18 protein-coding genes, 1 tRNA gene and 3 pseudogenes are annotated in these 14,313 nt (G+C 55.0%); 8 read left to right on the forward strand and 14 right to left on the reverse strand.

The features are described 5' to 3' along the window. Positions 1–135 precede the first annotated feature (135 nt). Complete coding sequence (locus V6607_RS10665; RefSeq protein ID WP_003212689.1) at positions 136–1,419, reverse strand: FAD-binding oxidoreductase; 1,284 nt, start codon at positions 1,417–1,419, stop codon at positions 136–138. Positions 1,420–1,602: 183 nt separating this feature from the next. Between V6607_RS10665 and V6607_RS10670 the strand changes: the two genes are divergently transcribed. Beyond that, positions 1,603–1,679 (forward strand) — tRNA-Val (locus V6607_RS10670). 179 nt (positions 1,680–1,858) lie between these two features. On the opposite strand, the gene V6607_RS10675 is transcribed toward V6607_RS10670, so the two are convergent. The 13 genes and pseudogenes from V6607_RS10675 to V6607_RS10735 form a co-directional block, all read right to left on the reverse strand. Further along, on the reverse strand, positions 1,859–2,170 hold the full coding sequence (locus V6607_RS10675) for a hypothetical protein (protein ID WP_102606034.1): 312 nt from the start codon (positions 2,168–2,170) through the stop codon (positions 1,859–1,861). 323 nt (positions 2,171–2,493) lie between these two features. Then, positions 2,494–4,350: a hypothetical protein gene (locus V6607_RS10680; RefSeq protein ID WP_173406088.1), complete on the reverse strand. Its 1,857-nt coding sequence runs from the start codon at positions 4,348–4,350 to the stop codon at positions 2,494–2,496. Continuing rightward, on the reverse strand, positions 4,322–4,582 hold the full coding sequence (locus V6607_RS10685) for a hypothetical protein (RefSeq protein WP_080673251.1): 261 nt from the start codon (positions 4,580–4,582) through the stop codon (positions 4,322–4,324). Before V6607_RS10685 ends, V6607_RS10680 begins: the two co-directional genes overlap by 29 nt. 317 nt (positions 4,583–4,899) lie before the next feature. Beyond that, on the reverse strand, positions 4,900–5,463 hold the full coding sequence (locus tag V6607_RS10690) for a siphovirus Gp157 family protein (protein ID WP_102606480.1): 564 nt from the start codon (positions 5,461–5,463) through the stop codon (positions 4,900–4,902). Further along, positions 5,460–6,184 (reverse strand): annotated as a pseudogene (locus V6607_RS10695) (hypothetical protein). The gene V6607_RS10690 and the pseudogene V6607_RS10695 overlap by 4 nt, the downstream one beginning before the upstream one ends. A gap of 156 nt (positions 6,185–6,340) precedes the next feature. Continuing rightward, positions 6,341–6,535 (reverse strand): hypothetical protein, encoded by a 195-nt coding sequence (locus V6607_RS10700; RefSeq protein ID WP_003212713.1) that lies wholly within the window; start codon positions 6,533–6,535, stop codon positions 6,341–6,343. Next, positions 6,532–6,723, reverse strand: coding sequence for a hypothetical protein (locus V6607_RS10705; protein WP_102368932.1), 192 nt, complete (start codon positions 6,721–6,723; stop codon positions 6,532–6,534). The genes V6607_RS10700 and V6607_RS10705 overlap by 4 nt, the downstream gene beginning before the upstream one ends. Continuing rightward, on the reverse strand, positions 6,720–7,157 hold the full coding sequence (locus V6607_RS10710; RefSeq protein WP_003212717.1) for a hypothetical protein: 438 nt from the start codon (positions 7,155–7,157) through the stop codon (positions 6,720–6,722). The genes V6607_RS10705 and V6607_RS10710 overlap by 4 nt, the downstream gene beginning before the upstream one ends. Positions 7,158–7,317: 160 nt before the next feature. Continuing rightward, positions 7,318–7,638 carry a hypothetical protein gene (locus tag V6607_RS10715; protein WP_158244087.1) on the reverse strand — a complete coding sequence of 107 codons (321 nt, stop codon included), beginning with the start codon at positions 7,636–7,638 and terminating at the stop codon, positions 7,318–7,320. A 256-nt stretch (positions 7,639–7,894) separates the two neighbouring features. After that, positions 7,895–8,191, reverse strand: a complete 297-nt coding sequence (locus V6607_RS10720) for a hypothetical protein (RefSeq protein WP_003212721.1) — start codon at positions 8,189–8,191, stop codon at positions 7,895–7,897. A gap of 214 nt (positions 8,192–8,405) precedes the next feature. After that, positions 8,406–8,849 carry a septation protein IspZ gene (locus tag V6607_RS10725; RefSeq protein ID WP_003212723.1) on the reverse strand — a complete coding sequence of 148 codons (444 nt, stop codon included), beginning with the start codon at positions 8,847–8,849 and terminating at the stop codon, positions 8,406–8,408. 161 nt (positions 8,850–9,010) lie between these two features. Beyond that, positions 9,011–9,313: a hypothetical protein gene (locus V6607_RS10730; RefSeq protein ID WP_003212724.1), complete on the reverse strand. Its 303-nt coding sequence runs from the start codon at positions 9,311–9,313 to the stop codon at positions 9,011–9,013. Positions 9,314–9,376: 63 nt separating this feature from the next. Continuing rightward, complete coding sequence (locus tag V6607_RS10735; protein WP_003212725.1) at positions 9,377–9,565, reverse strand: hypothetical protein; 189 nt, start codon at positions 9,563–9,565, stop codon at positions 9,377–9,379. Between the two features lie 189 nt (positions 9,566–9,754). Between V6607_RS10735 and V6607_RS10740 the strand changes: the two genes are divergently transcribed. The 7 genes and pseudogenes from V6607_RS10740 (at position 9,755) to V6607_RS10770 (ending at position 14,149) form a co-directional block, all read left to right on the forward strand. Continuing rightward, positions 9,755–10,360, forward strand: coding sequence for a hypothetical protein (locus V6607_RS10740; RefSeq protein ID WP_102606482.1), 606 nt, complete (start codon positions 9,755–9,757; stop codon positions 10,358–10,360). Positions 10,361–10,560: 200 nt separating this feature from the next. Then, a pseudogene (locus tag V6607_RS10745) lies at positions 10,561–10,635 on the forward strand (Rha family transcriptional regulator); the annotation flags it as partial. An 81-nt stretch (positions 10,636–10,716) separates the two neighbouring features. Next, a complete protein-coding gene (locus tag V6607_RS10750) occupies positions 10,717–11,373 on the forward strand; it encodes a phage tail protein (RefSeq protein WP_134326078.1) in 657 nt (218 codons plus the stop codon). Then, positions 11,373–11,672, forward strand: coding sequence for a hypothetical protein (locus V6607_RS10755; RefSeq protein ID WP_102605131.1), 300 nt, complete (start codon positions 11,373–11,375; stop codon positions 11,670–11,672). The genes V6607_RS10750 and V6607_RS10755 overlap by 1 nt, the downstream gene beginning before the upstream one ends. After that, positions 11,669–11,923, forward strand: a complete 255-nt coding sequence (locus V6607_RS10760; protein WP_102605130.1) for a hypothetical protein — start codon at positions 11,669–11,671, stop codon at positions 11,921–11,923. The genes V6607_RS10755 and V6607_RS10760 overlap by 4 nt, the downstream gene beginning before the upstream one ends. 129 nt (positions 11,924–12,052) lie before the next feature. Continuing rightward, positions 12,053–12,400, forward strand: a pseudogene (locus V6607_RS10765) (lysis system i-spanin subunit Rz); the annotation flags it as partial. 183 nt (positions 12,401–12,583) lie between these two features. Then, a complete protein-coding gene (locus V6607_RS10770) occupies positions 12,584–14,149 on the forward strand; it encodes an SGNH/GDSL hydrolase family protein (RefSeq protein ID WP_134326079.1) in 1,566 nt (521 codons plus the stop codon). Positions 14,150–14,313 lie beyond the last annotated feature (164 nt).

Consider the following 14,313-nt stretch of genomic DNA (forward strand, 5'->3'; position numbering starts at 1 on the left):
GACGCCAAAGCAAGCCGCTGGCTTGGTTGGATCGATAGCAAAGACCCTGGTCGAGAGACCGGGGTTTTTTGTGTCTGCGATGGGGTGCCGGGGCGGCAAGTACAGGGGCCGGCAAGCCAGCCCCGTGGTCCGGGGTCAGAATCCCAGCTTGTCCCGCAACCCGTAATACCATGCCCCCAGCGCCGCAAACGGCGTGCGCAACAGTTGTCCGCCGGGGAAGGGGTAGTGCGGCAGGCCGGCAAACGCATCAAAACGTTCTGCCTGGCCTCTCAGCGCTTCCGCCAGTACCTTGCCCGCCAAGTGGGTATACGTCACGCCATGGCCGCTACAGCCCTGGGAGTAGTAGATGTTATCCCCCAGGCGACCAACCTGCGGCAGGCGCGACAAGGTCAGCAGGAAATTGCCGGTCCAGGCGTAGTCGATCTTCACGTCCTTGAGCTGCGGGAAGGCCTTGAGCATCTTCGGCCGGATGATCGCCTCGATATTCGCCGGGTCACGCGCGCCGTACACCACGCCACCGCCGAAGATCAGGCGCTTGTCGCTCGTCAGGCGGTAGTAGTCCAGCAGGTAATTGCAGTCCTCGACGCAGTAATCCTGCGGCAGCAGCGTCTTCGCCAGTTCATCGCCCAGTGGCGCGGTGGTAATCACCTGCGTACCACATGGCATCGACTTGGCCGCCAGTTCCGGAACCAGGTTCCCCAGATAAGCGTTGCCTGCAACAATAATGAACTTGGCCCTGACCTTGCCGTGCGCCGTATGCACTACCGGATTGGCGCCGCGCTCGATGCGAGTCGCCGCCGACTGCTCATAAATCGTGCCGCCCAGGGACTCCACGGCTGCCGCTTCGCCCAGCGCCAGGTTCAGCGGGTGAATGTGCCCGCCGCTCATGTCGAGCAGGCCGCCCACATAGTTGTCACAGGCGACCACTTCTCGAATGCGCCGCTCGTCCAGCAGCTCCAGCTGGGTGTGGCCGTAGCGCTCCCACAGGCGCTTCTGCGACTCCAGGTGGCCCATGTGCTTGCTGTTCAGTGCCGCAAATACACCGCCGTCCTTCAGATCGCACTGGATCTGATACTTGGCCACCCGCTCCCGAATGATCCTGCCGCCTTCAAATGCCATGTCGCCGAGTAATTTCGCCTGCTGGGGGCCGACACTGCGCTCGATCACATCGATATCACGGCTGTAGCTGTTGACGATCTGCCCACCATTACGGCCCGACGCGCCAAAGCCTACCTTGGCAGCTTCCAGCACTGTCACGCGAAAGCCGTTTTCCAGCAGGAACAGCGCACTGGACAGGCCGGTATAGCCGGCGCCAATCACGCACACATCGGTTTCAACTTCCCCTTGCAGCTCTGGGCGAGGAGGTACCGCATTCGCAGACGCGGCGTAATACGACTGGGGGTAGGGGGTGTTCGCCATCCTGGAACCTCTGTTTTATATTTTTTACGAGTGCGCCGATCCTACCTGAGTTGAAAATCCGCTGCCAGCCGCCGGAAAATACCGTTGTGCTGGCCACAAATAAAAAATTCGCATATTCATAGGCTTAGCTGCAAAAAAGGTGTTGACACCCCTCGGGAATTCCGTAGAATGCCGCCTCACAGCAGGCACGTAGCTCAGTTGGTTAGAGCACCACCTTGACATGGTGGGGGTCGTTGGTTCGAGTCCAATCGCGCCTACCAAACAAAATCCGCTCTGCTGGGCGGTCTAAAAGGGCTCACCGAAAGGTGGGCCCTTTTTTGTTGCCTGGAATTTGCAAAACTTTTGCAAAACTTTTGCAAAACTCCCACCTCAGAACGCCAATTCGGCGCCCACCTCCAGGTACTCGATCTTCTTTTCGTCATGCAGCGAGTAGGGTGGGTTATTCGGGTTCGATGCCGGTCTTGCGGAACTCTTCAAGCTGTCGTGACTGCTTTTCAGTAACCTCGAAAACAGGTCGCGACATGGTGGTGAAGCGGGCAGATTCTTCGGCGGGCGCTGCTGCCAGGTTGATCAGTAGCGTCGAGACCGTCTCCTGCCACTCTTCAAAATCGTGACGTTCGCCCAGCACTTGAAGCGCATCATCTAGCGCTTTCGAGACAATCAGCGTTCGCTTCTCGGCGCCGATCCGGTCGAGCAGCGCCTTCTCTTTCGCGCGCTTGTCCCGCTGGATCTGCGCGTTGTCCTTGGCCATGGCCTACCTCTTCGATTTCATGTGTCGGCAAATCAAGCCATGCCTGCCGCCGGCGCTGCCGCACCTGGTTGTTGATGCGGTTCACGTGGGCAACAGGTGTGAATTTTTCTATGTGGCTACCTTGTGTCATCGACTTGGATCCGGGCTGACCAATCTGCTATTTGGTCGGCCCGGATCCAGGCTTTTCGGTACTCGGATATGAGGAACGGTTACTACTATGAGCGATTGCAGCCAGTTACCGTATCGACCATATCGAGGTAGTGGCATGGGCCTTCTCAGTGCTTTTGAATATCGGGATGCCACTCCTCAATGGTGTCCGAGTATCAGGCGATGTAGCTTGCATCCGTGATGTTATTCAACGTTTGGGCTGTGGTTGTGGCATCGGGAGCGGCCACTTTAAAACCCACTGTAGAAATGTTGCCTAGCAATGAACACTTTGTTGCGCTGCCGATGGTGACAATTGACCCTCCTGATGCAGGAGGAAGATTAAATGTGTTCATGGCGAAACGTGTTGAGCTTGGATTGTTGATCAACAACGACCCGTTGGCCCGCGTGGTTTGATTGATTACGCTATTGTCGAAAAACTCAGAAAATCCAAGGCTTCCAATAGTCCCTAAGTAAAACGACCATTCCGTGACATTGATCGTGTTGCCTCTAGCCCTTAGCCCCTTCCATGCAGCGGTCCCGGTACCCGCTACAGCGGAGGAAGCAGTAATGTGGTTGTTAAGCAAGTCGATGTTTTTAACGGCCGCGCTTATCTGGATTCCGGTATTGATGGACGTAATATTGTTGCCGACAAACCTTGCCTGTGGTGTTTGCCAGTCAATACCAATTGAGCCTCCGCTGATGCTATTTCCTTCAATCAGGGGGGGCTGTGTCGCTGTATTGAGCTGGGACCTAATACCGATGGCATTTATGGACAGCAACTTCAGGATGTTATTCGAAATGATAATTTGGCCGTCGTGTGTAAAGCCCGTGACCGAGCCGACGCTTATCGCGACAGTGAACGAGCCTTGCAAGCTATTGGAAGATGCAATCAGTCTGTCAGTGCCGCTGTTAAAGAAAATGCCTAGTTGCTGTATTCCCGTAATGTTGTTTCCAGTAATAAGACAGTCGCGGCTTGCGACGGTTGTCGCATCCGGAAGTAGTGGTTGCCCGTTCAAGCCTATATTTGACGACTCTACTTTGCAGAAGTGCAGAACATTGTTGCCAGTGTTGTTGCTGATAATTCCCCCGCGAGTTCCCTGGGAGAAGTCTATGCAAAAGCCGCCAGTGAAGGACTCAAAGTTATTACTCGTGGCTCTTGGGCGATAACAGTTGGTAGCGACCATGCCGTGAACGACAATATTTCGAAGGTCACAGGTTTCTATCCAGATATTCGAGCAGTACTTGGATCCAGTGGGGTCCAATGCGTACTGGCGACCGCCGAGCAAACCGATCAACTGCCCATCTAGGGTGCAGTTTTTAAGCCCTACATCGTCAACCGATCCATCAGCAGTCGGATCGATGATAATCGCAGAGTAGCCGCCCGTGAATTTGATGCCCGAGATCACAATATTCTTGGCGTTAACTACTCTGAAAAATGCCTGCTTGGTAGTGTTGCCCCAGATTAATTCCGAGCCCGCACCTTCTCCTGTAACGTTCTGACCGGTGCCTAGCGTCACGGCGGAGGTCCGATTCGGCTCCCGCCCTTCCGGGTAGACAGCGGCCGGTCCAATCGGCGCTACCTTGTATCGGCCAGACGGAATATGTACAGGGAGTCCAGTGCTGAAGCAAGCCAGGTACCCGGCGGTATCGTCAGTGATTCCGTCGCCCTTGCAGCCGAACTGTTTAAGGGTATAAGGCGTAGTTTGGCAAAGCTTCCAACGGTAAGTGCCGTTGTCACCAACGATCACGCTTCCTTTATTGTCCGGTGTAGTGACATCGTCGGGATCCCTGCGATAGACACCTCCACCTCCATCTCCAGGCACGTAATATCCAAGCACATAAACCGCGTCACTCGCCGTAACGAGTGCCTTAAGTGCTGAGATATTGTCGACGACCTGACTGGTGATACCCGCTTCGTTAATGTTTTCTAGCATTTCCTTTGCTCCTTGATGATGGGGTTTTGCTTGTTTACGATGTTCGAAATCTAGCGTTTCCGGCATGTTTCTACGATCGTTTTGGGTAATCGATACCATGGGCGGCGATGATCCGCTCGAAGGCCTTGTTGCCGATCGCCAGCCTGCCGCAGCACTGGCGCCGGGTGATGCCCAGTTCCAGGAAGGCGCGAATCCGCTCGGCGTACTTCGCGTCGCGGGCCTGAACCTGTTCGCTTCGAACTGCGCCGTTGGCGCCGCCCCGGGTTGGCTTCTTGAAGGCGATGCCGTACTCCTTCGCGAAGCTGTAGAGGGTGCGCCGGCTCAGGCCCAAGGCAACCGATGCCTCCGTTTGCGTGTGCGTGGCTCCCAGTTCCCGAATACGCTCGGCAAGCTCGTCGCGTTCCTGCTGGCGTATATCTTTTGAGTGCAGGGGGCAGGGGAGTCGCCTCAACCCGCCGTCGAACAAATGGCTTCAGCGCTGGCGGCATCTGGTTGCTGTAGGTGATGGGTTTGGGCTTATACCCGATGGGCGCCGCTTCTTCGATCTGGCCGCCGCCGGCCAGAAACCGGGCGACCTGGGCCGCCAGTTCATCCGAGGCCGGGCGTAGTGCCTCGACCAGGCTGAGGTAGTTGCTGATCATGAGGGCCTCACTTAATGCGGATTGAACTGTCGCCGCGCTCCAAGTGAGCCCAGGCTGGTTCGGGTAAAAGTTCGTGCTCCGCATCCTCACCGGCCGCCATACGCTTTGTTACGGCTGCGTTGTGATCTCGGATTTCCTTGAGCTTGGTCGCGATAGCACGCTTGTCGGGAGAGAACACGGTTTTGGTGTCGATGAAGTCATCCGGGATATCGTCTTCTTTATCGACGATGACCTTTTCGGGCGCCAAAGCCAGAGTGATCGTGAACAACGGTCGCCTGATCGTCTTGATGTCGGAGGCCTCCATGTTATTGCGCAAGTACTCGTCGAGCTTGCCTACGGTATTCTTCCGGATGCGCTTGAGCTCATTCAGCCGGTCGACTTCTTTGTCTATTGCGTCGATGTCGCCTTGGATGTTCCGACTCAGCATGACGACGCTCTCAGCCTTATCGCCGAACTCGCCCTGGATCTCCTCCATGGCGTACTGCAGAGCCTCCTTCAACCCCTCGTCGTCGGTGTCAGCCATTGCTTGAAGTTCGGCCAGCTTGCCGGTGAGTGTGTAGAGCTGGGTCATGCTGCAGCCTCCTTATCGGCATCGGTGATTCGCTTCCATTCCAGCGAGATACGCTCGGCGCCCTTGGTGTCCTTGCGCAGAGTGAGTTTGCGTACCGCAACGTCATGGATCTTTTTCAGCTCTTGGGGGGACTGGGCTCCGGCCATCGTGTCGATAACCGATTTGATGTAGTCCAGGCGCTCCTGCTGCTGGCGAGCCCTCTCGGCCTCCTGGTCTTCGGCGTGTTCAATCAGCTCTTCGTCCTTCAGTTGATTGACGTACTCCGCGTCGTCAAACATCCCCAGGAACACGTCGGCGCTGAAGCCGAGCATAGATAGCGATTTCTTGATGGCATCGGTCAGCGATTCTTCGGCGCCTCGCCATCGGTTGTCGTACCGAACTTCGATTTGTAGAGGTAGCGAGTGCAGCCGTACTGCTCGATCTCGCCGCGCTTGCCGTCCAGCTCGAACCAGAAGCGAATCTTGATGGTGTGGTTGAGCTCTCGACCCAGTACGAGGCGTTTGTCGCCTTCGCCGCTAGCCATTTCTGAGCCTGCGTCGAAGCGCTCCTCCATGACTGACCACCCAAACCCGATGCCGACAGGCCCGAATATCTCCGTGGCTTTCATGATCATCGCCGTGCCGTTCAGGCTGGTGATCTTCTGTCCGCCAACCTCGGCAGCTTTGGTGTAGCGGGTGTCGGTCGTGCTGACCTTTTCCCAGATCTGCATGTTTGTCGACATGGGGAATCCTTGCCGCGATGCTCGCAGCGATTGAAGGTGTTGGTTATTGGGTGATTCGGTCAGCGAGGGCGCTGAGCAACATCAGGAAGGTGCAGACGGAGAGGGCAGAGAAAGAGCCGCGCCAGATCAGTAGGCGCCTGGTGCGCTGGCGGGTGGTCACGGCCGAACCCTCACCGCGATCCGCCCGCCCTTCATGGTTGCTGTAAGGCGCTTCGGCAGGGTGGCCACGGCACGCTCACGCGGCTGGCCGATCACTTCATTGAAGGGGAGGCCGAAGCCCAGCATGATCAGCTTGGCCTCCACGTCGTCGAGCTGCTCGTCGATTAGCGATTTAACCGGTGCGGTGGTCATGCGTCCTCCTTGCGCTGCGTGGTGATCTTCAGCAGCCGCTGGCAGTAATGGTTGAACTCCTCGACGGTGATTGCGTCGCCAGTGAGCATGTTGGTGATCATCCGCACCACGACGGCTTGGGCGCCTGGTTCACTGCTGGGATGCTCCAGGGCCTCCAGCGCCTCATCGATCAGGATGTGAGGGCTCATAGGTCTGCATCCACATCGTCTTCGCGCTCTTCCCGTTCCGCCGCTACAGCGTCCTCGGCATAGGGCCTCAGCAGCGCCACAGCGATCTTCTCGACCGCCTCAATCGGACGCTGCTGGCCCAGCAAGTCGGCAGCGTGGGCGCGGGCATCGCTCTGGCTGCCGAGCATTGCCGACAGCAGCAGGCGGGCAAACGAATCGCGCTGGTCCAGGCCGTCGATCTGGCGCTGGTTCAGATGGCCTTGCAGGACAGTGCAGAACCGGTCGAACGTCACCACCTGCGGCTGGCCGTAGCGGCGCTTCCACTTGATGTCGACGCCGCACACCAGGCGCTCCGCCGAATGCTCAAGCCAGTCCGTCACCTCGTCGCTCTCGCTGACCTCTGGAGGCAACTGAGCGTCGTAACGCTCCTGGCATATCTTCAATGCTGCGTTCATGGTCGCCTCCGAGGCGGCTGGGTGGGTTAGTCGGTGTAAGCGACGTATTTGAAGTGGCCGTCTTTGAATCCCGGCATAAATAGGTCTGTCGGGCACCTGACCGGTAAGGTTGTTGGTAGTGGGTGGGGAGGTGTCTATGCGGGGGAAAACTGGAAAATCGTCAATCAATAGCGCTATGATAAATTTCAGTTTTTTCAGGGAGATCAATGATGTTTTTAAAGCGAATTACTGCAGCGCTTCTGCTATTGAGCGTTTCCTCGGTCGCAAGTACCTTGGCAAGCGCAGCAGAGGACGACACCGAAAACGCCGTCAATTTGCTGGCCATTGAAAGCCTTTGCGTCAAGGCCAATCCAGATTCGAATAGCAGCGTTGAGAACGCTTTAAATAGCGATCCGGAGACGACCGAGTCGCTTAGAGCAGAAGTTCGCCGAGTCAAAGCTGATCCAGCTTCCAAAGCAAAAATCCAATCGTTGGCGTTCAATATGAGCAACTCTGTCGTCGTATCTAAGCTTCCAGATATGTGCTCGTACTACCTCCCCAAGAAGTGAGAACGCATACCTTATGCTAGGTGTCTCGCACCTGCGGGGTTGGCGTCCGACATCGTTGGAAGGCTCTCATCGCACAGTCAGCCTAAGCTGACCGCAACCGGCGCCGGGTGCCGCCCACCGTTACCGGCGCTGCGGGCATCGATCTCGACCCAGAGATCATTGACGATTGGCGGCCTCCATTGCTTGGGGTTAGGCGGTTGCTTTGGCTGCGATTAGCCGCTTGGCCTCAATCTCTTCGTCGAATGACAGGAGGTGAGGCGCTACTAGGTAAAGGTTGAGCAATCGTTCGCTTTCATCCGTTGACCATGTCTGGTCGGCTAAGCGTTCTTCGTCGCACTTGGCATAAGCCAAAAGAGCCGATTCGATAACTCCACTCATTGTTCTGCGCTGGATGCGACCCATTACATCGAGCATGTACTTAGCGCGGGGGCTGATTCGAACGCCGATTTGGGCGCTCCTGGTTTTTACGCCAACCTTCTTGGCCATGATTTTCTCCGTTCGTTGGTTCACCTGTATTCGTCAACACTCATGCCTCCCGCTGGTTGCCGATGGGCGCGGGGGAGGAGTGCTGACGGGTAGAGGTGGGAATCCGAAAAATCGGATTGATATGAGAGGACAGGGAGTCCTCAATGCATTGCTGTAGGAATGGTGGAGCTGAGGCCCTGTTCAGAGCGGTCAGCCACCACTAGGGGAGGTGCGATTACTGGTGAATGCTGGTCTTGCTGATGGCAATCCAAGAAATAGCGAATATGCCAGCAACAAATATCACCGGACTGCCGAAAACTTTGTAGTAAAGCCAAAAATCAAATGGCGTGGAAAAAGCGACCGCAACGCTCAACACTGCCATAGTTGCGAGAAGCAACGCCAGTGAAAGTGCACACATGCGCCATTGTGGTTTTGACAGATTTAAACGTTTTCCGAAAATGCATTGAAGTAGATTGAGCTTGAATCCGGCTTCAGCGATAACTACTACCAGAGCTAATGATCCGTACAAAATTGTAGGCTTAATCAATATGACGAATGAGCTCGGCAGTAGGAGTTTTCCAAGCAGTACACCAAATACCAAACCGAAAATTTGGAACAATAGAAACGCGCGCCACAAAAGCGCAAAGGACAGCCTCAGCCAATTTTTTGTCACACTCATTCTACGAGACCTTAAGGTGTTCATCATGTAGCGGCGGTATGCCGTTTCACGTTTAGGATTTCAGTTCTAAGCTACTAGATTGTATTGGCTCCATAAAGTACGAAAATTTTGTCATGCAGGTGACCGGGCATTTAACGACAGGCTATCGTGGCGCTGGTTGTTCAGATAACTGCCGTCATGGTCTTGGAGCCGTCGCCGTGTTCCGTGGTGAACGTCAGCGGAGCCGGCCGTCCATTACGGCGGATCAATGCGTTCGCCTGTGCAAAAACAGAGTATGGCTCGCCAGCTCCATCAGGCAGCAACGTGTTGCACGTCAAATTCGAGCAGTCTTCACCGTTCGGGCCTTCGCCATCGTGACCAATGGAAAAGCTCGCCATCATCGCGATGCCGTGTTCCTTACAGATCGCAATGACCTGCCGCATGAGCGGGCTGATCTGAGCGTCGTAAATCTGTTCTTTGTTCATGGTCATGCTCCGGTTATTTTCCCGATGCCCACCGCTCTGGATGGGCATCAGTGAAAAGGTCCGTCAGCCTTCGCAGCCCATCTGGTAGTTGCTTGCATGCTCGGCGCTGCAAAACGACAACTCTCGAGTGCGAAGCACCTGCCGATTGGTGTATGGGTCGCGAGTGCGGTCGTGAATGTTGCGGCGCACCACCTTTTCGGCTGGCTTGCCGCAGTACGTGCACTTCGTTTGTGTTGCTGCTGCATCGGTCATCGTGTTGCCCTCCGTTGATTTCCAATGCCGCCTCATAGAAGCGGCATCAGTAAATCTGTGGGTGTCTCTCGCGCCGCTTACCAGGTCATTCGCCAGTTCGGTCAACACCTCGTCACTAGAATCACTCACCTGGCGCTCAGTACCAGCTAATTGCTACTCTGCCGATATGGTCAGGGATCGGGGTTCCACATGGATGGCGATAAGCTCGAGCGATTGAAGCTCATAAGAAAATCCGGCGAGGGTGAGACTGCGCCGCACATGTCTCGGGATGGATTCAGCGAAGAGTCTGAGCAATATTTCTCTGATCGCGCTGCCAGCAAGCGCAAGGAAATCGAAGAAGGTGTAGTCCGGTCGTTGGCATATAAGGCTGACTATGAGCTTGATGACCTAACCAGAGACCTTCGCTTGGAGTTTGCGCGACTCAACAAAATTATCGAACTTCGAGAAGTCGCAAAGCAAAAGGGCACGAAGCAGAGTCGTAAGGCCGCTCGATCGGCGATCAAAGAGGCAAAAAAAGCCAGCAAGACAGCTAAAAAACCGAAGTTAGCTTCACCACCAAAGCAAACGAAGCCTTCAATCAAGGATTCAGAGTCGAAATGGGTCCGAAAGGTCTGTTGGCGGTGTGATAGCAAGTTTTCAATTCATATCCAATGGCAACAACCGCCTACGCTTTGCCCGGCGTGCACCAAAGACATAGACGAAACTCATCTGAGCTCCGCTCCGCATCGATCCATGCCTAAAGGATGGGTTCAGATCGTTAGCGGTGGAGCGCCGGGCATGGGTAAGCGTCGATAGCCGCTATTCAGTTGGCTTCCGAAAGCGCCCGATTCAGGCGCTGACGTGAAATGTTCTGCTGGTCGGTTTCCCGCTACTGGCGTCAGTCGCCGACCTGATTCAATTGTTCTTCCAGCCGCGGGCCTTTCGGCTTGTTCTCCCGCTGGATAACTGTTCTTGGCGCTTTACGCTGCACGCCCGGGTCAGTTGCCAACCCTCTGAGCCTGATCCGCCAAGAGATCAATCACGTTCGGCAGAGCCTGGACGTGATGGATGCGTCGGTGAAGGCAGCCTGAATTTCAGACACAAAAAAGCCGACGTACGAGGTCGGCGTCTTCAACAGCTTTAGGGGATGCTTTCCTTGGGCCTGATGGTGGGTGGTACGAAATCACCAACATCGCAAGCAATACCGCGCTTTCCATCACGCCAAACTATCGAAGCGCCACCAACGCGCCGGCGTTTATGCGCTGACACCAGTGCAGGGGTATACAAAGGATCTGGCCGACCAAGCCCGGGCGATGATTCAGCAATGGGGCGCAACACTTGCCGGCCTGGGTTCGGTGTCCACGGAAAACATCGTGCCCGTGGCGAAAGGCGGCACCGGGGGCAGCACACAGGCCGCAGCACGCAACGGCCTCGGCTTGGGGTCTGCCGCAGTTGCTGCGCTGCTTGGCCCTGTTTCGCAGGTCGGCGGCGTGCCGACAGGCGCCGTGTTTGAGTCTGGGTCGAACGCAAACGGCACCTACGTGAAGTTTGCCGACGGCACGATGATCTGCCAGCGCCTGGTGACGACCCTCGTTGATATGACGGCCAACCAGCTGAAGGACTTCGGCAACATGCAAATTGCTGCTCAGTTCGCAAGTTCGGCGTTCTCGGTAGTTGCGACCGGCATTCCAACGTCGACGTTTGATACTTACGGGTTTACGACCTCCTACTCCGTGAACTCCAACACAGTCAGGATCGTTTACAGAAACGGCGCAACACCGCAGACGATCGGCACCACACAAATTCTCTGCATCGGACGGTGGTTCTAATGAAGATCAAGTTGTCACCCTATGCCCCGATTGACCCGAGCGAAGCGCTGACGATTGTGCGGCGCGGGGATGTGCTCACCATCGACGGCGAGCGCTTCGATTTCAGCGCACTCCCAGAAGGCGCCACGCTCCCGGCTGAGGCGGTGAAGTGCGATGTCCTGGCCAGCGATGTGACGCGCATCAACGGGCAATTGGTCCTGACCCTGATGTTCCCGTGCAGCCCGGAGGCATCTGTCTCGGCACGGTTCCCCGCGGACATCATCGATCCACCTGACGGAAAAGTGAGCCTGCCAGCATGAGCAATATCGACTTCAGCAAGATGATCACCGCCGAACAGCGCCAGACTGAGCAGTTGCAAGCAGACCTCGACACCGCGCTGTCATTGCGCCGTGCGGCCTACCTGTCCGAATCCGACCCGCTGCGCTTGGATGCTGACTACGACGCGCTGAGCCAGGGCCGCGAACCGGACTATGCCGCCTGGCTTGCGTCCGTCGCCGCCATCAAAGCCCGGTACCCGCTGCCGGTCACGGTCGAGCCCGTCGCGGGCTGATCCGCAATCGAACACCGATGCCGCCTTGAGCGGTTTTTTATTGCCTGGAGAAAAGCATGCCGATCACTGAGCAGCAGCTGCTGCAGATCCTCCCGAACGCCGGCCGCCAATGCCGCCACCACCCAGGCACGGACCGAGCAAGACAAGCGCCTAGTCATCGAGCAGCAACTGGCCGCCGCCGACCAACACCACACCAAGGAATTATCCGATGCCCAGCGCAACCAGGCTCTGCTGCGTGACCGTCTTGCTACTGCTGATGTGCGGCTGTCAGTCCTTCTCGACGCCACGGATTCAGCCAGTGGCTGCAACGTGCCTGCCCCCCCCGGCGCCGTCGGCGTGGTTCATGCAATCCGTCGAGCCCAACTTGACCCAGCGCATGCTCAACGAATTATCACCATCACCGACGACGGGGATAACGCCGTGATCGCGCTGCGGGCATGCCAGGCATACGCAAAGAAAGTATCAATGCGGAAGTAAATAAGCCCGGTTACCTTACCCGATGGCCGTCACTGCAAATTCCGCCAATCCTGTCCAGGTGAATAACCCTGGTACTGGGGATGAAAAGTTGGCCGGCGCCGATGTTGAATTAGCTCGTTGCGTATGTATACTCCCGCAACATTTTGGGGGGGTGGCATTTTGGTATTGTCGCGGCGTGGCTTTATGAAAGCAGGCACAGCATTGATGGCGCTTTCCACGCCAGCAGCGCAAGCCATTGGGGCTTCTGCAAAAGGAGGCTGGAGTGCATCGCCGGAGTCCTATTCAAGTCTATTGAAACTGGGAGCGTTGGTGCCCTCCATGCTTTCTCGGGTGAGGGCTAATGCCTCACCGACTTCAGCTGTTTGCGTGCTGGGCGATTCGATAAGCCATGGTGCATTCGCCGGTGATCTATATCGTAATAGCTGGGTAAACATATTCAAAAGAATGATCAATGCTGAATTTGAAGTGTCTGGCTACGGTTTTGTACCGTTGCTGGAGTTGGGGGCGGGTGATACATTTTCACAAGATATACATGATGTTTTATTGACGAGCATAAATGGTGAGTCAATCCACTGGATTCCACATAATGGATCTAACGGCGAGTATGTTCCTCAGGGTCTTTCTTGGAGATCTACTTTAGTAGGGAATATTATCTCTACGAAAATTCCTACATTTCAAAGAGTCGTTTTGGTCTGGTATATTGGCATGCCTGGCGGCGGGACTTTTGATGTTAAGGTGAATGGCGAAGTAGTTGCTGCTGTAGACACTGATGCAAGTGTCCGTCAGCCCTTTAATTATATTGCTGTACAGGCTTTAGACGACGGATCCGGCTCATGCAAAGTGGAGTGCATTACGACCTCAGCAGGAATAGTTGAGCTATGTGGTTTTAGTTATGTGGCAAAAGAAGGCGAACTAGTTGTCAATAATTTCTCAAATTCCGGTAGGCGATTGCGTTGGCTTGATGAGAATGCCATTGCCAGATTGATGAGCGGAAGCGCGATGTTCATCTGCGCGCTCGGATATAATGATAGTGGAGAAAACTCAAAAAAAGGAACATATTATGCGGAATTTAAAAAAAGAATAGATTGGATTGTAAAGTATTCAATTGCATATGATGTTCCAGTTATCGTGCCTGACTTTGTTTGGAATAAGCCTGGCAATGATGTTACGAGGCGCCAATTGCAACGGCTGGCCAAACAAACTAATGGGGTATATATTCCATTTCCGGACATGTTTAACAAGTTTGGAGGGTTTTCAAGTGATAAGTATAGGATACATGATTTAAAGATGTTTTCTGATGGCGCGCATCCTGGCGTTCTGGGTCACCAGTACATCGCAGAGGTTGTATCCAAGTGCCTCGGACTAACGTGCGGCTCGAAGAAAATTGCACTTCAGCAGTATGATTGGTGGATGCCTATTGCACTAAGTGCAACAGGGATAACTAACGCTGGTACTAATTCAGATACGGTAACAGCTGTAAGAAATTCCGGAAAAAACAGAGCGGATCTGCGCGTGTACGTGAACGGTATAACTGGTGCAACTACTCGTGGAATGTGGGCCTCATGGCCTGTACGCGCAGGAATTCGACAATCATTTGCCCTGCCTTCAATTCCACTGCAACAAAAAACTGATGGCACCTCCAGGGGGACGTTCACCATTCTGGCTGGAGGAGAGAGCACTGCAAATCCCAATGCCTACAATGATATATCGCAGCACTTCATGTTCACATCATTCCCGACAGTTGACTGAGGCTCGGATCAAAATGGATTTGTTCGTTCGGCAGGGACGCCGGAGAGGGGAACCACTGTAGGAATATACAACGCTAAGTTATTGATTCTTATAAGGTGAAATAGCGTATTTGGATGGCGCTGAAGAGCAGTATTTTCCTTTACAGATCATATGCTTGCGCGTGT

Source organism: Pseudomonas sp. KK18, from assembly GCF_037094675.1.
GTDB lineage: Bacteria > Pseudomonadota > Gammaproteobacteria > Pseudomonadales > Pseudomonadaceae > Aquipseudomonas.